Origin of the sequence: Pseudomonas sp. MYb327 (genome assembly GCF_040438925.1) — a bacterium.
Classification (GTDB): Bacteria; Pseudomonadota; Gammaproteobacteria; order Pseudomonadales; family Pseudomonadaceae; genus Aquipseudomonas.
The window spans coordinates 3438268-3454046 of the sequence record NZ_CP159258.1; the positions used below are offsets into that span (position 1 = coordinate 3438268).

Annotated in this window: 16 protein-coding genes and 1 tRNA gene; 4 read left to right on the forward strand and 13 right to left on the reverse strand. The window is 57.2% G+C overall.

What is annotated here, in order from left to right:
* Positions 1-472: 472 nt before the first annotated feature.
* The 7 genes from ABVN21_RS15400 to ABVN21_RS15430 form a co-directional block, all read right to left on the reverse strand.
* Complete coding sequence (locus tag ABVN21_RS15400) at positions 473-691, reverse strand: hypothetical protein (protein ID WP_339552912.1); 219 nt, start codon at positions 689-691, stop codon at positions 473-475.
* Positions 692-798: 107 nt separating this feature from the next.
* On the reverse strand, positions 799-981 hold the full coding sequence (locus tag ABVN21_RS15405; RefSeq protein ID WP_339552782.1) for a hypothetical protein: 183 nt from the start codon (positions 979-981) through the stop codon (positions 799-801).
* Between the two features lie 127 nt (positions 982-1108).
* A complete protein-coding gene (locus ABVN21_RS15410; RefSeq protein ID WP_339552781.1) occupies positions 1109-1570 on the reverse strand; it encodes a glycine zipper domain-containing protein in 462 nt (153 codons plus the stop codon).
* A 113-nt stretch (positions 1571-1683) separates the two neighbouring features.
* The gene (locus ABVN21_RS15415) at positions 1684-2052 is read right to left on the reverse strand and encodes a bacteriocin (RefSeq protein WP_339552780.1); all 369 of its coding nucleotides are present in this window, start codon (positions 2050-2052) and stop codon (positions 1684-1686) included.
* A gap of 312 nt (positions 2053-2364) precedes the next feature.
* On the reverse strand, positions 2365-2553 hold the full coding sequence (locus tag ABVN21_RS15420) for a hypothetical protein (protein ID WP_339552779.1): 189 nt from the start codon (positions 2551-2553) through the stop codon (positions 2365-2367).
* A gap of 145 nt (positions 2554-2698) precedes the next feature.
* The gene (locus ABVN21_RS15425) at positions 2699-3019 is read right to left on the reverse strand and encodes a YbjQ family protein (protein ID WP_339552778.1); all 321 of its coding nucleotides are present in this window, start codon (positions 3017-3019) and stop codon (positions 2699-2701) included.
* A gap of 486 nt (positions 3020-3505) precedes the next feature.
* Positions 3506-3595: transfer RNA gene (locus tag ABVN21_RS15430), tRNA-Ser, on the reverse strand.
* 307 nt (positions 3596-3902) lie between these two features.
* Between ABVN21_RS15430 and ABVN21_RS15435 the strand changes: the two genes are divergently transcribed.
* The 3 genes from ABVN21_RS15435 to ABVN21_RS15445 all read left to right on the forward strand — a co-directional run bounded on the left by ABVN21_RS15435 (position 3903) and on the right by ABVN21_RS15445 (position 6661).
* Entirely contained in the window at positions 3903-4592 is a 690-nt protein-coding gene (locus tag ABVN21_RS15435; protein WP_339552777.1) for a crotonase/enoyl-CoA hydratase family protein, read from the forward strand.
* Positions 4593-4806: 214 nt separating this feature from the next.
* Positions 4807-5529: a 1-acylglycerol-3-phosphate O-acyltransferase gene (locus tag ABVN21_RS15440; protein WP_339552776.1), complete on the forward strand. Its 723-nt coding sequence runs from the start codon at positions 4807-4809 to the stop codon at positions 5527-5529.
* A gap of 160 nt (positions 5530-5689) precedes the next feature.
* Positions 5690-6661, forward strand: a complete 972-nt coding sequence (locus ABVN21_RS15445) for a magnesium and cobalt transport protein CorA (RefSeq protein ID WP_339552775.1) — start codon at positions 5690-5692, stop codon at positions 6659-6661.
* Between the two features lie 115 nt (positions 6662-6776).
* Here the strand turns inward: ABVN21_RS15445 and ABVN21_RS15450 are convergent, their stop codons facing one another.
* The 3 genes from ABVN21_RS15450 to ABVN21_RS15460 all read right to left on the reverse strand — a co-directional run bounded on the left by ABVN21_RS15450 (position 6777) and on the right by ABVN21_RS15460 (position 10974).
* Positions 6777-7505: an amidotransferase gene (locus ABVN21_RS15450; protein ID WP_339552774.1), complete on the reverse strand. Its 729-nt coding sequence runs from the start codon at positions 7503-7505 to the stop codon at positions 6777-6779.
* A 94-nt stretch (positions 7506-7599) separates the two neighbouring features.
* Entirely contained in the window at positions 7600-9744 is a 2145-nt protein-coding gene (locus ABVN21_RS15455) for a 3-hydroxyacyl-CoA dehydrogenase NAD-binding domain-containing protein (protein ID WP_339552773.1), read from the reverse strand.
* Between the two features lie 24 nt (positions 9745-9768).
* Positions 9769-10974, reverse strand: a complete 1206-nt coding sequence (locus ABVN21_RS15460; RefSeq protein WP_339552772.1) for an acetyl-CoA C-acetyltransferase — start codon at positions 10972-10974, stop codon at positions 9769-9771.
* A 608-nt stretch (positions 10975-11582) separates the two neighbouring features.
* Here ABVN21_RS15460 and ABVN21_RS15465 point away from each other — a divergent pair.
* Positions 11583-12404, forward strand: coding sequence for a cytochrome c (locus tag ABVN21_RS15465; RefSeq protein ID WP_339552771.1), 822 nt, complete (start codon positions 11583-11585; stop codon positions 12402-12404).
* 123 nt (positions 12405-12527) lie between these two features.
* Here ABVN21_RS15465 and ABVN21_RS15470 read toward each other — a convergent pair whose 3' ends face one another.
* Genes ABVN21_RS15470 through ABVN21_RS15480 form a run of 3 tightly spaced genes read right to left on the reverse strand, consistent with a single transcriptional unit; the run spans position 12528 to position 15706 of the window.
* Positions 12528-13337 carry a transglutaminase family protein gene (locus ABVN21_RS15470; RefSeq protein ID WP_339552770.1) on the reverse strand — a complete coding sequence of 270 codons (810 nt, stop codon included), beginning with the start codon at positions 13335-13337 and terminating at the stop codon, positions 12528-12530.
* The gene (locus ABVN21_RS15475; protein WP_034150148.1) at positions 13334-14284 is read right to left on the reverse strand and encodes an alpha-E domain-containing protein; all 951 of its coding nucleotides are present in this window, start codon (positions 14282-14284) and stop codon (positions 13334-13336) included. The genes ABVN21_RS15470 and ABVN21_RS15475 overlap by 4 nt, the downstream gene beginning before the upstream one ends.
* 12 nt (positions 14285-14296) lie before the next feature.
* A complete protein-coding gene (locus ABVN21_RS15480) occupies positions 14297-15706 on the reverse strand; it encodes a circularly permuted type 2 ATP-grasp protein (RefSeq protein ID WP_339552769.1) in 1410 nt (469 codons plus the stop codon).
* Positions 15707-15779: the final 73 nt, after the last annotated feature.

Sequence of the window (15779 nt, forward strand, 5' to 3'; positions counted from 1 at the left end):
TAAATCAGAAAAAATTAGGTAACTTATTCCCTGCAAACTAATAGGCCCGGATGATTCCGGGCCTGCAATATTTACTTATCTTTAACTCCCGCCTCCCGCTCCCTCATGACCATTCTTACCACCCGAATTCCCCCCACTTCCCCCAAAACTACCTGCCCCTCCAGACCCGCTCCCAGAACCACTCCCCATAGAATTCCCACCACTCATAGCTCCACTCCCCGTCTCTCGGCTAGTACTACTCCCATTCGCATCACCACCATTCCCTCCACCAATAGTGCCAGGAGGTAGAGCATTTTCCGGCCCGGAACCGGCGTTCATTTCAGTTGAAGGCGGCATCCCGCCCTTATCCACTGGCGCACCGCTGCTGCCGGCAAATGCCGACAATGCACTGAGCGATAACAACATGGTCACTGTCATAGCCGTGAGTTTTGACCTGTTCATGGTCCACTCCTTTTAAAGTTTCTGGACCGCCTCAGCTAGGTTCGCCCGAGCTATCTTGACCAGCTATATCAGGATCATCAGGTAAGGCCTCGACATCAGAGTCCGTACCTTTAACGTCATCGTTGGGAACCTGCTCCACACCCGCATCATCGTCGGGCGGACGCTGATCGCGGCTCAGGGGATCAGTCGGTGAGGGCAATGGATACTCAGGCGTTTCGTCGATACCGGTATCATTCGGATCATTGTTCATCATGCACCTCTCAAAGAGCCTGAAATGCAGGCCCTGAAGTTTCGAGAAGAATGTGTCGCTCGCGTTCGATTCGGGAGACAACCGGTCAACTCAACCGCAAACTCCGATTAATCGACATCTTCGTCCTCATCCTCAAAATCGACGTTACCCACATCACCTGCATCATCGGAATCATTAAGCGGCACTGTTGCATCGTCCATCAATGAGCCCGGATCTTCATTGCCAGGATCGTTAATGAACGGCAGTCCGCTCGGGCCTTTCTCTTCTTTGCCTTCAGTTTCCGGGGTCATCGCAAGCCTCACATTGTTCAGGGGTGTATGAAGTTCGAGGGTTCACCGAAGGCAAATGTTCCTGGGCAAAGCACAGACACGAAAAACCCGGCGCTTGGCCGGGTTTCTGCTGTAAGGGGATGATGAATCAGTGGTGTTTGTTTTTATGCTTATGCTTGTGTTTATGGCCACCACCGGAATGGGAGCTGTCGTTATCGCTCCCCAGATTGTTGCCGACCGCACCACCCGCAGCCCCTCCAAGGCCTGCGCCAATGGTCGAGCCGGTTGAGCCGCCGAGGCTGTTACCAATCACTGAGCCACCCGCCGAGCCCAAGCCACCGCCGACCGCTGCTTCTGTGCGACTGCCTTTAGGGGCGCCGACCGCACTGCCTGCCGCACCACCCACACCCGCACCTATCGCTGCGCCCGTGCTGCCGCCCATTTGGCCACCAACTACGTTGCCAAGCGCGCCGCCAAGGCCACCACCAACGGCAGCAGTGCCGTCACCGGCCGCCATCGCCAAAGGCGTGATTAGCAGTCCAAAAAACAACACAGACAACGTTAAACGTACGGAGCTGTTTACTTCCTTGCCTTTAATAATCGCTGTCATAGCCTGCCTCGTATTCTTCGATGGGCCTATGACTTTGAGCCGCCACCGCAAGAAACGTTCATAAACAAAAAAGCCCGGCATTGAGCCGGGCTTTTTAAGTTGATCGATCAGGATCAGTGACGCTTGTGACCTTTGGCCAGGTTGCTGCCCACGCCGCCGCCCAATGCACCACCCAGGCCTGCGCCGATGGTGGAACCGGTCTTGCCGCCCAGGCTGTTACCGATCACCGAACCACCGGCAGCGCCCACGCCACCGCCGATAGCGGCACTAGTACGGTGGCCTTTTTTGGCGGCAACCGCACTGCCTGCTGCGCCTGCTACACCGGCACCAATGGCTGCGCCAGTGCTGCCGCCCATGCTCTGGCCTACGACGTTACCCAGCGCACCGCCCAAACCGCCACCCACTGCAGCGGTGCCATCGCCAGCCATTGCACCTTGAGCAACCAGAAGACCCAGAACCAGAGCAGGCACAGTAAAACGCATGACGAAACCTCAAAAATAGGGGGGTGAAAAACGAAGGGGCGAGATTGAATGCTTTAGCGCAAATAAAGTCCAGTCATACGCGCGCTCAACCTCGCTGTTAGCGACGGTTGGACAGCTTTTATGGAAAAGGTTTTATGACAGGCAAAAAAAAGCCCGCTGGGGAACGGGCAGGGTGTTGCTTTCTAACGGATGAGTTGAGCCTACGTAGACCCTTGTGAAAACTTTGTGAAAAATACCGAGGTTAAACAATCGTTCACACATTCCTCAGGCACAAAAAACCCCGCTCAAAGACGGGGTCTGCCTGTGGGGCCTTTATTTCCTGACCCGAGCCGCCACCTTAGGGAGAAATTTCCCTTTCTGAACTCGACACGCCCTGTTCTTTATCTTGTCGACCTCAGTCTGGTCTTCGCCGAAGCTGGCAACGTATGCGGTCTGCCCACACTGCACACAGTTATTGATCGGAAACTCTGCACCGTCGTCTTCGATATACGGATCAGCCATCTCTTCACCCCTCTTCAAAAGCGGGATCGACACCGGCAAGCCCTTTTGCCTGAATAAATATCGACCACCAAGGTTTTTGAGACTAGCCGGTCACGACTGGACTTGTAATTCACTTATCAAATGCCCGACGAAAGGCCCTACCTCATCACCTTAATTTGACCGCCGTACCGGTCACAAATACCACCACCATCCCGCCTTTGCCGGCCGGCATACTGATTTCAAAATCGAGCCCCACCACCGCATCAGCCTGGAGTGCCCGCGCCCGCTCCTTGATCTCATCAGTAGCCTGAACACGCGCCTCCTTCAATGCGCGCTCCAACGTCTGGGAGCGGCCACCGAAAACATCGCGCATGCCCGCGAACATATCGCGAATAACGTTGACGCCCTGCACCGACTCGGCGCTGACAATGTCCAGATAAGCAGTAATTTGTCGGCCTTCGATGGTGTGGGTCGTGGTAGTGATCATTGGACTTCCTGCTTGTTCAGAGGGTGAGCCAGCGCCTAACGTCATCTCGAAAATTTCCTCGACGGTTGCGAGGGTTAAACCCACCCAAACCCTTTCGCCACTATCGCGGCCAAACCAACCGTCGCGCTAATCAGCACACTGAAGAGAATACGAAAGTCAGACCGGATTTCATTACGATGCTCCAGAACATCCATACGAATGCCATCAAGGTCACGCCGAATACATTCAACAGGCGTTTCAAGCTTGACTAGTCGCGACTCCATCCCGGGTTCTACTTTTGAGGCTAATAACGTTGTCATTGGCGCAAGCGTACCCCGGCTCAGCTTCAGATGCGTCCCTATCCAAAGTAAGAAACTTCAACCCTCAATGGGCTAGCCTAAAGCGCTGTAGAAAATATGGGGAGCGCTGAACATTCCAAAATCCAACACCAGAAAACACAAAACCCCCGGCTTCTTTCGAAACCGGGGGTTCTGTCTTTATCGAATTTGGCGGTGAAGGAGAGATTCGAACTCTCGATACAGTTTCCTGTATACACACTTTCCAGGCGTGCTCCTTAAGCCACTCGGACACTTCACCGTATCTCTTCAAACATGTTCTGTCTGTCGAGGCGCGCTAATGTAGTCGAAAGCTTTTCTGATGGCAAATATTTTTTTCAGAATTTTCATGTGGTTAACGCGATTAGCCGTTTCTGTGGCTTAAGGGCATGGCAAACCGGCCAATCTTCGGCTTCGCGCTCCCATCTATATAAGGGGCTATTCGCGGCTGGCGTGGCTGGATGCGTTCGACGAGCGGGAAAAGGGTGACTGGCAAGTCAGTCACGGCGCTTTACCTGGCCTGTGGCGGTGGGTAACGTCTGCCCAACTTTACTGAAAGGAATAGCGTCATGAGTGAGTTGATTTCCTACCATCTCGAAGACGGTATCGCGACCCTTACCCTGAGCAACGGCAAGGTCAATGCCATCTCTCCGGACGTGATTACTGCGTTCAACGCTGCGCTGGATCAGGCGGTGACTGATCGTGCGGTGGTGATCATTACCGGTACGCCGGGGATTCTCTCGGGCGGTTACGACTTGAAGGTGATGACGTCCGGCCCTAAAGAAGCCGTGGCGCTGGTGACTGCAGGCTCGACGCTGGCCCGTCGCCTATTGTCGCACCCGTTCCCGGTGATCGTGGCTTGTACTGGGCATGCGGTGGCAAAAGGCGCGTTCCTGCTGCTGTCGGCGGATTACCGCATCGGTGTCGACGGCCCGTTCAGCATTGGCCTGAATGAAGTGCAGATCGGCATGACCATGCACCACGCCGGTATCGAACTGGCCCGTGATCGTCTGCGCAAGTCCGCGTTCCATCGTTCGGTGATCAACGGCGAAATGTTCAATCCGCAGACTGCCGTGGATGCCGGCTTCCTCGATGTCGTGGTGTCAGCCGAGGAATTGCAAGGTGCAGCGCTAGCAGCAGCGCGTCAGTTGAAGAAGATCAATATGACGGCGCACAAGAACACCAAGTTGAAAGTGCGCAAGGCACTGTTGGAAACCCTGGACAATGCAATTATCCAGGACCAGGAACATTTGGTTTAAGCCGAATCCTGTTCCACCGAAAAGCCCGACCATCGTGTCGGGCTTTTTCTTACGCCTGAAGCTAAAAAGCCTACAACCGCTCTAAACCGCGCCTGACCCATAAGTCGGAAACATGCGTACAAACATCGCCTATCTCCTACCTCTATAGCGGCAATTGCCGAAAACAGTGCACATCCGTACACTGCGCCACCTTTTGTCCCGGTGGGGCCTGAAAATGCTGTTTGTTTTACGTATGTCATTGATGGGTCTGCACTTTATTGTGGCGGGTGTGCTGGGTGTCATTCTTGGCCTGTGCCGCCCTTTCAATCCGGACAACAGTCGTTTGTGCGCCCGCCTGTATGCGTGGCCGGCGATGTGTATTTTACGTTTGCGGGTGAAGGCCGAAGTCGGTCCGTTGATGGATAAACCCGACAGCTGCGTCATCGTTGCCAACCACCAGTCAAACTACGATCTGTTTGTATTCGGCAACGTCGTTCCCCGTCGGACCGTGTGCATCGGCAAAAAGAGTCTCAAGTGGGTGCCGTTGTTCGGTCAGTTATTCTGGCTGGCCGGGAATGTATTGATCGACCGCGGTAACGCGCACAAAGCTCGCCAGTCGATGTTGACCACCACCCACACCCTGCAAAACGAGGACACCTCGATTTGGGTGTTCCCCGAGGGCACGCGTAACCTCGGTGAAGAACTACTGCCGTTCAAGAAGGGCGCTTTCCAGATGGCCATCGCTGCCGGGGTGCCGATCGTGCCGGTGTGTGTCAGCAGTTACGTCAAGCACATGCGATTGAACCGCTGGCGCAGTGGGAAAATTCTGATCCGCTCGTTGCCTGCCATTCCTACTGCTGGTTTAAGCCTGGATGACATGCCGATGCTGATTGCCCAATGCCGTGAGCAGATGCGCGAATGCATAGACGCGATGGACCGGCAACTGCAAGCCGCGTGAAAGAAACCCGCCTGATGCGGGTTTTCTTTTGCCTGGAACCTTTTGCCTGCGAACTCAGCAGATTTCACTGACTCTCAAGTAGCAGACAAGGCTAAGCTGGGCACTGCCTGCCACGGCCATCTTTGCTAATAGAAAGCTGCCAACAAGAAGTGAATCAACCATGGGTAGAGTTGTTGCTGCTGCGGTTTATAGCGCTGGTAAGAAAGTCACCAATATCACCCTAGACGAAGGCGCGGCCTGGGCCGCAAAGCCTGGTCACTTCGTCTGGATCGGTCTCGAAGAGCCGAACGAAGAGGAACTGTATAACTTGCAACGTCAGTTCAACCTGCACGAACTGGCCATCGAAGATGCACTGGAGAAGCACAGTCGCCCTAAGTTGGAAACCTTCGGCGATGCGCTGTTCATCGTCACGTATTCCCCGATTATGGAAGACGGCAAACTTCAGTTTATCGAGACGCATATCTTTGCCGGCAATGGCTACATCATTACCGCACGCAACGGCCATTCGGCGTCCTATGCCTATGTCCGACAGCGCTGTGAGGCGCGGCCGCTATTGCTCGAGCACGGGGAAGATTTTGTGCTCTATGCCATCCTCGATTTCGTGATCGAAAACTACCAGCCGATGGGCGAAGCCATTCATGCCCAGATTGATGAGCTGGAACGCAACGTCATGTGTGGCTCGCTGAATGAACGCGACATCCAGAACCTGCACAGTCTGCGTCGCGATGTATTGCGCCTGCGCCGTTACGCGGCGCCGATGGTGGAGATTGGCGAGGAGTTGCAAAAGCTGAACTTCCCGTTCATTGACAAGAACATGCGCCCGTATTTTCGCGATGTGCAGATTCATGTCACACGACAGATGGAAGATCTGACGACGCTGGCGGACATCGCTAGCCAGACCATCGAGGTTGGGGTGTTGCTGGAGGCGTCACGCCAGAGCGTGGTACAGCGCAAATTTGCAGCGTGGGCGGCAATTCTGGCGTTCCCGACGGCCGTGGCCGGGATTTACGGGATGAACTTCCAGAACATGCCGGAGTTGACGTGGCATTACGGGTATTTCGGGGTGCTGGGATTTATTGCGGTGGGATGTGTGGGGTTGTGGGCGAGTTTCAAGAAGTCGGGATGGCTTTGACCCACTGTCGTGGCGAGGGAGCTTGCCCCCGCTGGACTACGTAGCAGACCCGTTTTTTAAGGCCGCTTCGCTGCCCAGCGGGAGCAAGCTCCCTCGCCACAGTGACGCCTCGTCCTTATACCGACTGCGTTTCAGGTCTGTGCGCCACAAACCGCATCATCCACTCGGCAACTGTGGTGCCGTGGTGCTCTTGCTCAAGGCTCGCAATCCCTTTCGAGAAAACCTGTTCGCCCAATGCTTGCTGGCGAATCTCCAATAAGGCACGCGAATAGTCGTGAATGAATTCAGGATGCCCCTGGAAGCACAGCACCTGATCATTGATATGGTACGCGGCAAATGGGCAGAACTCGCTGGAGGCGATTACCGTGGCGTTTTCCGGTAGGGCCGTGACCTGATCCTGGTGACTGATCAACAAGGTCAGCTCTTCCTTCACCGGGCTCATCCACGGCGCCTTGGCCGCAAGTTTGTATTGATGGGTGCCAACGCCCCAGCCTTGCGTCGCACGCTCGCTCTTGCCACCCAACAACAGCGCCAGCAACTGATGGCCGAAGCACACGCCCAATAACTTGTCGCCACGTTCGTAGCGGGTCAGCAGGTAAGTCTTGAGGGTTTCGATCCACGGGTCGGTGCCAAAGGAATCGGCCTTGCTACCGGTCACCAGGTAGGCGTCAAACGTCAGGTCATCGCTGGGATACTCGCCCTGCATCACGTTGTAGACGGTGAACTCGGCGGCGATGGGTTGCTGCGAAAACAGGTGTTTGAACATCTGCCCGTAGCCCTGATATTGGTCAACCAACTCCGGACGCAGGATGTCGGTTTCCAGAATGCAGATGCGTAACGACATAAAAAATACCTGACACGTGATGGGAATAATGCACACCCCAGAGCCTGCCTTGAAACACGCTATCAAGGCAAGTCCCGGAATGTGTCACTGATCCCTAAAACGCCTCCCCTTTGGCCGCTTTCTCCAGCAGCAACGCAGGCGGCGCGAAACGTTCGCCATATTGCCCGGCCAGATACTGGGCGCGGGCGACAAAGTCTTTGATCCCGTATTGATTGATGAACTGCAGCGCACCACCGGTCCACGCGGCAAATCCGATGCCGAAGATCGAACCGACGTTGGCATCGGCCGTCGAGGTCAGCACGCCCTCCTCCACACAACGTACGGTTTCGATGGCTTGCACAAACAATAGGCGATCACGCACATCCTTCGGTGAAATCTGCCCGTCAGCCTTTTCAAAACGGCTCTTCAGTTCCGGCCACAGATGCTTTTGGCCGCCGGCCGGATACTCATAGAAACCACCGCCAGCCGCCTTGCCCGGTCGCTTGTACTCGTTAAGCAGCAAGTCAATCACGGCGAATGCCGGGTGCTCAATCAGCGGTTTCCCTTCTGCCTGAAGGTCTTTGGCTGTTTGTTGGCGGATATGGCTCATGAGGCTGAGAGAAACTTCGTCAGAAATCGCCAGCGGTCCTACAGGCATGCCCGCCTTGCGCGCTTCGGTCTCGATCATCGACGCACTGATGCCTTCGCCGAGCATGGCGATGCCTTCATTGGTAAACGTACCGAACACCCGCGAGGTGAAAAAGCCACGGCTATCGTTGACCACAATCGGGGTTTTCTTGATTTGCAGTACGAAATCGAAACCGCGAGCCAGGGTTTCGTCGCTGGTGTTGGCGCCCTTGATGATTTCCACCAGCGGCATTTTCTCCACGGGGCTGAAGAAATGCAGGCCGATGAATTTGCCTTGATCCGGCACCGCTGTCGCCAGTCCGCTGATCGGCAGGGTTGAGGTGTTGGATGCGATCACTGCGTCCGGACCGACAATACGTTGCGCGGCCAATGACACTTGGGCTTTCAGCTCACGGTCTTCGAACACCGCTTCAATGATCAGATCGCAGCCGGCCAGATCGGCATCGCTTTCTGTCGTTTGAATGCGCGCAAGAACGGCTTCACGCTGTTCGGCATTCATTTGGCCTCGCGCGACCTTCTTGTCCAGCAATGATGCGGAGTGCGCTTTGCCTTTCTCCGCTGCCGCGAGGTTGATGTCCTTGAGCACCACATCGATACCCGCCGATGCGCTGACAAAAGCAATGCCCGCGCCCATCATCCCGGCACCGAGCACACCGACTTTCCGGCTGACGTACGGGGCGAATCCCTGCGGCCTGGAACCACCGGCGTTGATTTCGTTGAGCTGGAACCAGAAGGTGCCGATCAGGTTTTTCGAGACCTGGCCGGTGGTCAGTTCGGTGAAGTAGCGGGTTTCGATCAGGTGCGCGGTTTCGAAATCCACTTGGGCGCCTTCTACGGCCGCGCAGAGGATTTTCTCCGGGGCAGGCATGCAGCCCTGGGTTTTACTGCGCAAAATCGACGGCGCGATGGCCAGCATCTGTGCGACTTTAGGATGCGACGGCGTGCCACCCGGAATCTGATAACCCTTTACGTCCCAGCGCTGCACCGCTGTTGAATTAGCATGAATCCACGCTCGGGCCTTGGCCAGAAGCTCGTCATGATCCGTCGCCAGCTCATCAATCAATCCCGCCTGCAACGCCTGCTGCGGTCGCACCTTTTTGCCTTCGAGCAGGTACGGCAGGGCTTTTTCCAGGCCGAGCATACGCACCATGCGCACTACCCCGCCGCCGCCCGGCAGCAAGCCGAGCGTCACCTCCGGAAGGCCGAGCTGCACCGACGGATTGTCCAGCGCCACGCGGTAATGACATGCCAGGCAGATTTCCCAGCCGCCGCCGAGCGCCGCGCCATTGATCGCCGCCACCACCGGTTTGCCGAGTGTTTCCAGGGTGCGCAGCTGCCTTTTGAGGGTCAGCACCATATCGTAGAAAGCCTTGGCTTCGGGCTTGCCGACTTTTATCAGCTCGTTGAGGTCGCCGCCGGCGAAGAAGGTTTTCTTGGCCGAGGTGATGATGACGCCGGCGATGGCATCCTTGTCGGCCACCAGGCGAGCGATGCACTCTGCCATGGCCTCGCGGTAAACCGAGTTCATGGTGTTGGCGCTTTGGCCCGGCATGTCGATGGTCAGGACGACGATTTGGTCCTGGCCTTTTTCGTAACGTATGGCTTGGGTCATGTCACTTGTCCTTGAATTCGGGGCTCAGAGGCGTTCGATGATGGTGGCGATGCCCATGCCGCCGCCGACACACAGGGTCGCGAGGCCATAGCGAAGGCGCCGGGTTTCCAGTTCATCGAGCAAGGTGCCGAGGATCGCGCAACCGGTCGCACCCAGCGGGTGGCCCATGGCGATGGAGCCGCCGTTGACGTTGACCTTGTCCGGGTCGACCGCCATGTCCTTGATGAACTTCAACACCACCGAGGCAAAGGCCTCGTTGACCTCGAACAGGTCGATGTCCTCGACCCGCAGCCCGGCCTTGGCCAGTGCTTTGCGGGTGGCCGGCGCGGGGCCGGTGAGCATGATGGTCGGATCGGTGCTGGTGACCGCTGTAGCGACAATCCGAGCCCGTGGCTGCAAGCCCAGCACCCGCCCCTTGGCCTCGGAGCCGATCAGCATCAACGCGGCGCCGTCAACGATTCCGGAGCTGTTGCCGGGGGTGTGGACGTGATTGATCCGCTCCACATGGCTGTAGACCCGCAGTGCGGTGGCGTCGAAGCCTATTTGCCCCATCATTTCGAAACTCGGCTTCAGCTGGCCCAGGCCTTCCAGGGTTGTTTCGGCGCGAATGAATTCATCGTGGTCGAGCAGGATGATGCCGTTTTGGTCCTGCACCGGTACCAGCGACTTGTTGAACAAACCATCGGCCCGTGCCCGAGCGGCTTTCTGTTGCGAATGCAGTGCATAGGCATCGACGTCCTGACGACTGAAGCCTTCCAGCGTGGCGATCAAATCGGCTCCCACGCCTTGCGGAGTGAAATGGCTGTGCAGATTGGTTTGCGGATCCAGCGCCCAGGCCCCGCCGTCGCTGCCCATCGGCACCCGCGACATCGACTCGACGCCACCAACCACCACCAGATCCTCGAACCCGGAACGGACTTTCATCGCCCCAAGGTTCACCGCTTCCAGCCCCGAGGCGCAGAAACGATTGATCTGCACTCCAGCCACGCTGACATCCCAATCAGCCACTAGAGCAGCGATTTTTGCGATGTCGGAGCCTTGATCGCCAATGGGCGTCACGCAGCCGAGCACCACGTCATCGACCTGACTGGTATCGAGGGCAGTTCGCTGCTGCAGAGCCGTCAGCAACCCGGCTACCAGGTTCACCGGTTTGACACTGTGCAAGGCACCATCAGCCTTGCCTTTGCCACGGGGCGTGCGCAACGCGTCGAAAATCAAAGCTTGGGTCATGGCTTCCTCGATCTTGTTGTTGTCGATCTTTTGATCTTTTGAAGGAGCCCCCACCATATTCCGAGCCGACAGGGATTCAATGACCGCAACGCTCAGCAACGTTGACGCACACGCTCAGACGGACGGTAGTCGGCTATCGGAAATACCGGGGAATGACTCGCAGGTGTCTAGCAAAAGGCCGCACAAGAAGCTGGCAATAGGCCTCATACCTTTTTAATAGCAAATATTAAGACAACCATACTAAATGGATCTAAACCACGGGTGACGCGGGCTCTAAGGTGAACATGTACGAAGTTGTCGTCGGGTTTTGCCGAGGCGCTCGTCCAACAGGAAGTGCAACGTTTGCCGTCATGGAGATATGTAGGCAAGCATCAGGAAATAACAAAAAGAAGGCGGTCAGCCATGTTCAAACAATCGAAAGTACGTCAAGCCGGACTCATTCTTTTCGCCACCACGCTGTTGTTGATTTTGCCGAACCTGACCAAGGTGATCGGCTAGTCGTTCGTCAAAAAATACGGCGCAAGAGTTATAAATCGCCACTCAAAAATGTGACTGGCTCGCTACCCGGGCCAGCGTGGCTGTGCCACCCTTTGCGGCACTTCCACGACATGGACGGCGATACTTTGAAAACGCTCATTCTGTTCGGGGCCTTGCTGCTCAACACGCCCTTGTATGCCGCACAGCTGAACCTGGAGCTGGGCGCGAGCAGTCGCACCTGGCAGACCGAGGAGCTGCTCAAGCACCCTCAAGTGCAGACCATCACGATCTCCAACGACGTTTCGTACAAGCGGGACATGAACTATCGCGCCGTGCCCGTGGCCGCGTTGCTGACCGGCATCAAACCTGAAGATCACTTACAAGCCGTTGCGCTCGATGGCTTTGCTGCGGAATTGTCAGCAGCGCCACTACTCAAGACCCTGGGCGCACGCGCCTGGCTGGCGATCGAAGACCCGGCCAACCCTTGGCCACCGCTGTCCGAAGGCAAGCACAGTGCCGGGCCGTTTTACCTGGTCTGGACCGACCCGAAGGCGGGCAATATCAGCCCGGAGCAATGGCCATTCGAAGTGGCCAGCATCAAACGCATGGCGCCCGTCGCGGAGCGCTTCCCTGCCCTGCTGCCCGATCCTGCATTGAAGGCGGACGATCCGGTGAACAAGGGCTTTGCGCTGTTTCAGAAGAATTGCCTGGCCTGCCATCGATTGAACGGTGCCGGGGATGCGCAGTTCGGGCCTGACCTGAATATTCCGTACAACCCGACCGAATACTTCGGCGCGGACTTCCTCAAGCGCTACATCCGCGACCCGCAGAGTTTGCGCCAGTGGCCACAGGCGAAGATGCCAGGGTTCTCGGCCGAGGTATTGCCGGATGGGGATCTGGAGATGTTGGTGGGGTATTTGAAGCATATGGCGGGGCGCAAGGTTAAGCCCTGATCGCATCTGACTTGTAGGAGCTGGCTTGCCAGCGAAAACGGTCTCACATTCAACAGTAATGTTTTTTGTGGTGACCTCATCGCTGGCAAGCCAGCTCCTACAAGGGATGCGCGGTGAGTTTGATTACTGTTGCTGGACGGAGATCACCGGTTTCGGCGTCGGAGTTACAAATACCTTCGCATGCATCTGCTCACATCCACCGCCCCGGCGCATCCCGCGCACCGGACAGGCATCCAGGTAATCCAGGCCCACCGCCAATTTAAGGTGACGTTCCGGTCGCGCCAGTTCATTGGTCACGTCGAAGCTGTACCAGGCGTCATCGAGCCAGGCTTCGGCCCAGGCGTGGCTGGCCAAATGCTCGCTGTTTTCGCTGTACAAATAGCCCGAAACGTACCGCGCCGGAATGCCCAGGCTGCGGGTGCAGGCGAGGAACGCGTGAGTGTGGTCCTGACACACGCCCGAACGCCCGGCGAAAGCCTGGGCGGCGCTGGTATCCACTTCGGTGGAACCCGGCGTGTAGGTCATGTGCTGATTCAGACCATGCATCAAGTCAATCAACGCCGTGCGGTCCCGGCGTTGCTTGCATTCCTTTTCGGCAAATGCGCGCAGGGCATGGTCAGCCTCGGTCAGACGGGTGAAACGCAAAAACGGCAGCGCTGACTGGCTCTCGTGTTCGGCTTCGCGCAGTTCGTCGATATCAACCTGGCCACGGGCGCCGATGATGATCGCTTCGTGCGGCTCGTCCATGGTCAGCACATGCAAGATGTTGCCAAACGGATCGAGTTGCGCACGCACCGGCCGCGGCAGGTCGAGCTGCCAACTGAGCACGTGCTGGCGCTCGCTGTCGTGGGGAGTCAGGCGCAAGTACTGGATGCTCGCCCGCACCTGATCTTCGTAGTGATAGGTGGTCTCGTGGCTAATGGACAGTCTCATGCAGCCTCCAGGTAGGAACTGTGAATCGCGTTGCCCAACTGGCGCACCAGCGGGATGAACTCGGTGAGCCAGGCGTGCAAGCCTTCGTCGAGAATTTCGGTGATGCCGGTGTAACGCAGTCGCGCATCGATTTCCGCCGCGAGGCGTTGTGCAGGGCGTCCGTTGGCCCCCGGCAACTGTGCGAGGATCTGGTCGATTTCTTCGGTGCAGGCGCGCAGGGAGCGTGGCACGTCCGCCCGCAGCAATAGCAACTCAGCAACATGCCGGGCACCGGGGGCGTCGCGATAGATCTCGGTGTACGCCTCGAAAGAGGACAAGGCCCGTAGCAAAGCACTCCACTGGTAATACGCGTGGGCCGTGCCATCACTGACGGCTTCGGCCTGATCGCCGGCCATTTCGTAACGGGCGTCGAGCAGGCGTAAAGTGTTGTCGGCCCTTTCGATGAACGTCCCCAGACGAATGAAGCGGAACGCATCGTTACGCATGATCGTGCCGTAGGACGCGCCACGGAACAGGTGAGAACGTTCCTTGATCCACTCGCAGAAACGGCTCATGCCGTATCGGCTAAGGCCTTGCTCGGCAATCCCGCGAATTTCCAGCCAGGTCGCGTTGATGTTTTCCCACATGTCAGCGGTGATTCGCCCACGTACCGCGTGGGCACTGGCGCGCGCCGCGCCGAGGCAGCTGTAGATGCTGGCCGGGTTGGCCGCGTCCAGGGCGAAAAAATGCAGCAGTCGTTCGGCATGCAACTCGCCGTGGCGTTCCAGGTAATCATCCAGGGTGCCGGTGATCAACAATGGCATGGCCAATTCGTGCAGGCCATCACCGCGACCATCCTGTGGCATCAGCGACAGCGAGTAACTGATGTCGAGCATCCGTGCGAGGTTTTCCGCCCGCTCCAGGTAACGCGACATCCAATACAAATCCGAGGCAGTTCTACTTAACATGGCAGGCTTCCTTCAATCCTCGACCACCCAGGTGTCCTTTGTTCCGCCACCCTGGGAGGAATTCACCACCAGGGAACCTTCGCGCAGCGCGACACGGGTCAAACCGCCGGGCACAACCCGGGTTTCGCGGCCAGACAATACAAACGGACGCAGGTCGATGTGGCGTGGCGCGATGCCGTTTTCGACAAAGGTCGGACAGGTCGACAGCGACAGCGTCGGTTGCGCAATGTAGGCATGGGGCTTGGCGATGATTCGCGCGCGGAAGGCTTCGATTTCCGCTGCAGTCGCCGCTGGCCCCACCAGCATTCCGTAACCGCCGGAGCCTTGGGTTTCCTTGACCACCAGTTCTGGAAGATTGGCCAGTACGTGGGAAAGTTCAGAGGGATTACGACACTGCCATGTAGGCACGTTCTTCAGGATCGGCTCTTCATCCAGATAAAAGCGGATCATGTCCGTGACGAACGGATACACCGACTTGTCGTCTGCCACGCCCGTGCCGATGGCATTGGCCAAGACGACATTGCCGGAGCGATAAGACGAAAGCAGCCCTGGCACACCGAGCATCGAATCCGGATTGAACGCCAGCGGGTCGAGGAACGCATCGTCGAGGCGGCGGTAAATCACATCCACCGCTTTTGGCCCGTCGGTGGTGCGCATGAACACCTTGTCATCACGCACGAACAGGTCCGCGCCCTCCACCAGTTCCACGCCCATTTCCCGCGCCAGAAAAGCATGTTCGAAGAACGCACTGTTGAAGCGTCCCGGCGTCAGCACCACCACGCTCGGGTTATCGATAGGGCTGGAGCTTTTCAGGGTATCGAGCAGCAGGTTCGGATAGTGATCAATGGGCGCGATACGTTGCGCCGCGAACAGCTCCGGGAACAACCGCATCATCATCTTGCGGTCTTCGAGCATGTAGCTCACGCCACTCGGTGTACGAAGATTGTCTTCGAGCACGTAGTACGTGCCGTCGCCATCGCGCACCAAATCGACGCCAGAAATGTGCGAATAGATATCCCGGTGCAGATCCAGGCCCTGCATCGCCAACTGATACTGCTCGTTAGCCAGCACTTGCTCGGCCGGAATGATGCCGGCCTTGATGATGCGCTGCTCGTGATAAAGGTCGGCGAGGAACATATTCAACGCCTTGACCCGCTGGATGCAGCCGCGCTCGACCACCCGCCATTCGCTGGCAGGAATGCTGCGAGGAATGGTGTCGAAGGGAATCAAGCGCTCTGTCCCCTGCTCATCCCCGTAGAGCGTGAACGTAATCCCGGCGCGATGAAATAGCAGATCGGCCTCACGTCGCCGTTGTGCCAAAAGCTCGTCAGGCGTTTCGGCCAGCCAACGGGCAAACTCCCGATAATGCGGGCGGACTTGACCGCCGGCGTCGTACATTTCATCAAAATAGGTGCGGATCATGCCGTACTCCTTGTCACCCGGACATCTAGGCATCGCAAGGCCCGTGCCATCGGCAGAAACGCTTTGATATCAA

Bases quoted from the DNA above. Each gene is read 5' to 3' on its own strand.
- ABVN21_RS15400 (WP_339552912.1), bottom strand. From the start codon at position 691: ATGAACAATGATCCGAATGATACCGGTATCGACGAAACGCCTGAGTAT.
- ABVN21_RS15405 (WP_339552782.1), bottom strand. From the start codon at position 981: ATGACCCCGGAAACTGAAGGCAAAGAAGAGAAAGGCCCGAGCGGACTG.
- ABVN21_RS15410 (WP_339552781.1), bottom strand. From the start codon at position 1,570: ATGACAGCGATTATTAAAGGCAAGGAAGTAAACAGCTCCGTACGTTTA.
- ABVN21_RS15415 (WP_339552780.1), bottom strand. From the start codon at position 2,052: ATGCGTTTTACTGTGCCTGCTCTGGTTCTGGGTCTTCTGGTTGCTCAA.
- ABVN21_RS15420 (WP_339552779.1), bottom strand. From the start codon at position 2,553: ATGGCTGATCCGTATATCGAAGACGACGGTGCAGAGTTTCCGATCAAT.
- ABVN21_RS15425 (WP_339552778.1), bottom strand. From the start codon at position 3,019: ATGATCACTACCACGACCCACACCATCGAAGGCCGACAAATTACTGCT.
- ABVN21_RS15435 (WP_339552777.1), top strand. From the start codon at position 3,903: ATGAGTGAGTTGATTTCCTACCATCTCGAAGACGGTATCGCGACCCTT.
- ABVN21_RS15440 (WP_339552776.1), top strand. From the start codon at position 4,807: ATGCTGTTTGTTTTACGTATGTCATTGATGGGTCTGCACTTTATTGTG.
- ABVN21_RS15445 (WP_339552775.1), top strand. From the start codon at position 5,690: ATGGGTAGAGTTGTTGCTGCTGCGGTTTATAGCGCTGGTAAGAAAGTC.
- ABVN21_RS15450 (WP_339552774.1), bottom strand. From the start codon at position 7,505: ATGTCGTTACGCATCTGCATTCTGGAAACCGACATCCTGCGTCCGGAG.
- ABVN21_RS15455 (WP_339552773.1), bottom strand. From the start codon at position 9,744: ATGACCCAAGCCATACGTTACGAAAAAGGCCAGGACCAAATCGTCGTC.
- ABVN21_RS15460 (WP_339552772.1), bottom strand. From the start codon at position 10,974: ATGACCCAAGCTTTGATTTTCGACGCGTTGCGCACGCCCCGTGGCAAA.
- ABVN21_RS15465 (WP_339552771.1), top strand. From the start codon at position 11,583: ATGGACGGCGATACTTTGAAAACGCTCATTCTGTTCGGGGCCTTGCTG.
- ABVN21_RS15470 (WP_339552770.1), bottom strand. From the start codon at position 13,337: ATGAGACTGTCCATTAGCCACGAGACCACCTATCACTACGAAGATCAG.
- ABVN21_RS15475 (WP_034150148.1), bottom strand. From the start codon at position 14,284: ATGTTAAGTAGAACTGCCTCGGATTTGTATTGGATGTCGCGTTACCTG.
- ABVN21_RS15480 (WP_339552769.1), bottom strand. From the start codon at position 15,706: ATGATCCGCACCTATTTTGATGAAATGTACGACGCCGGCGGTCAAGTC.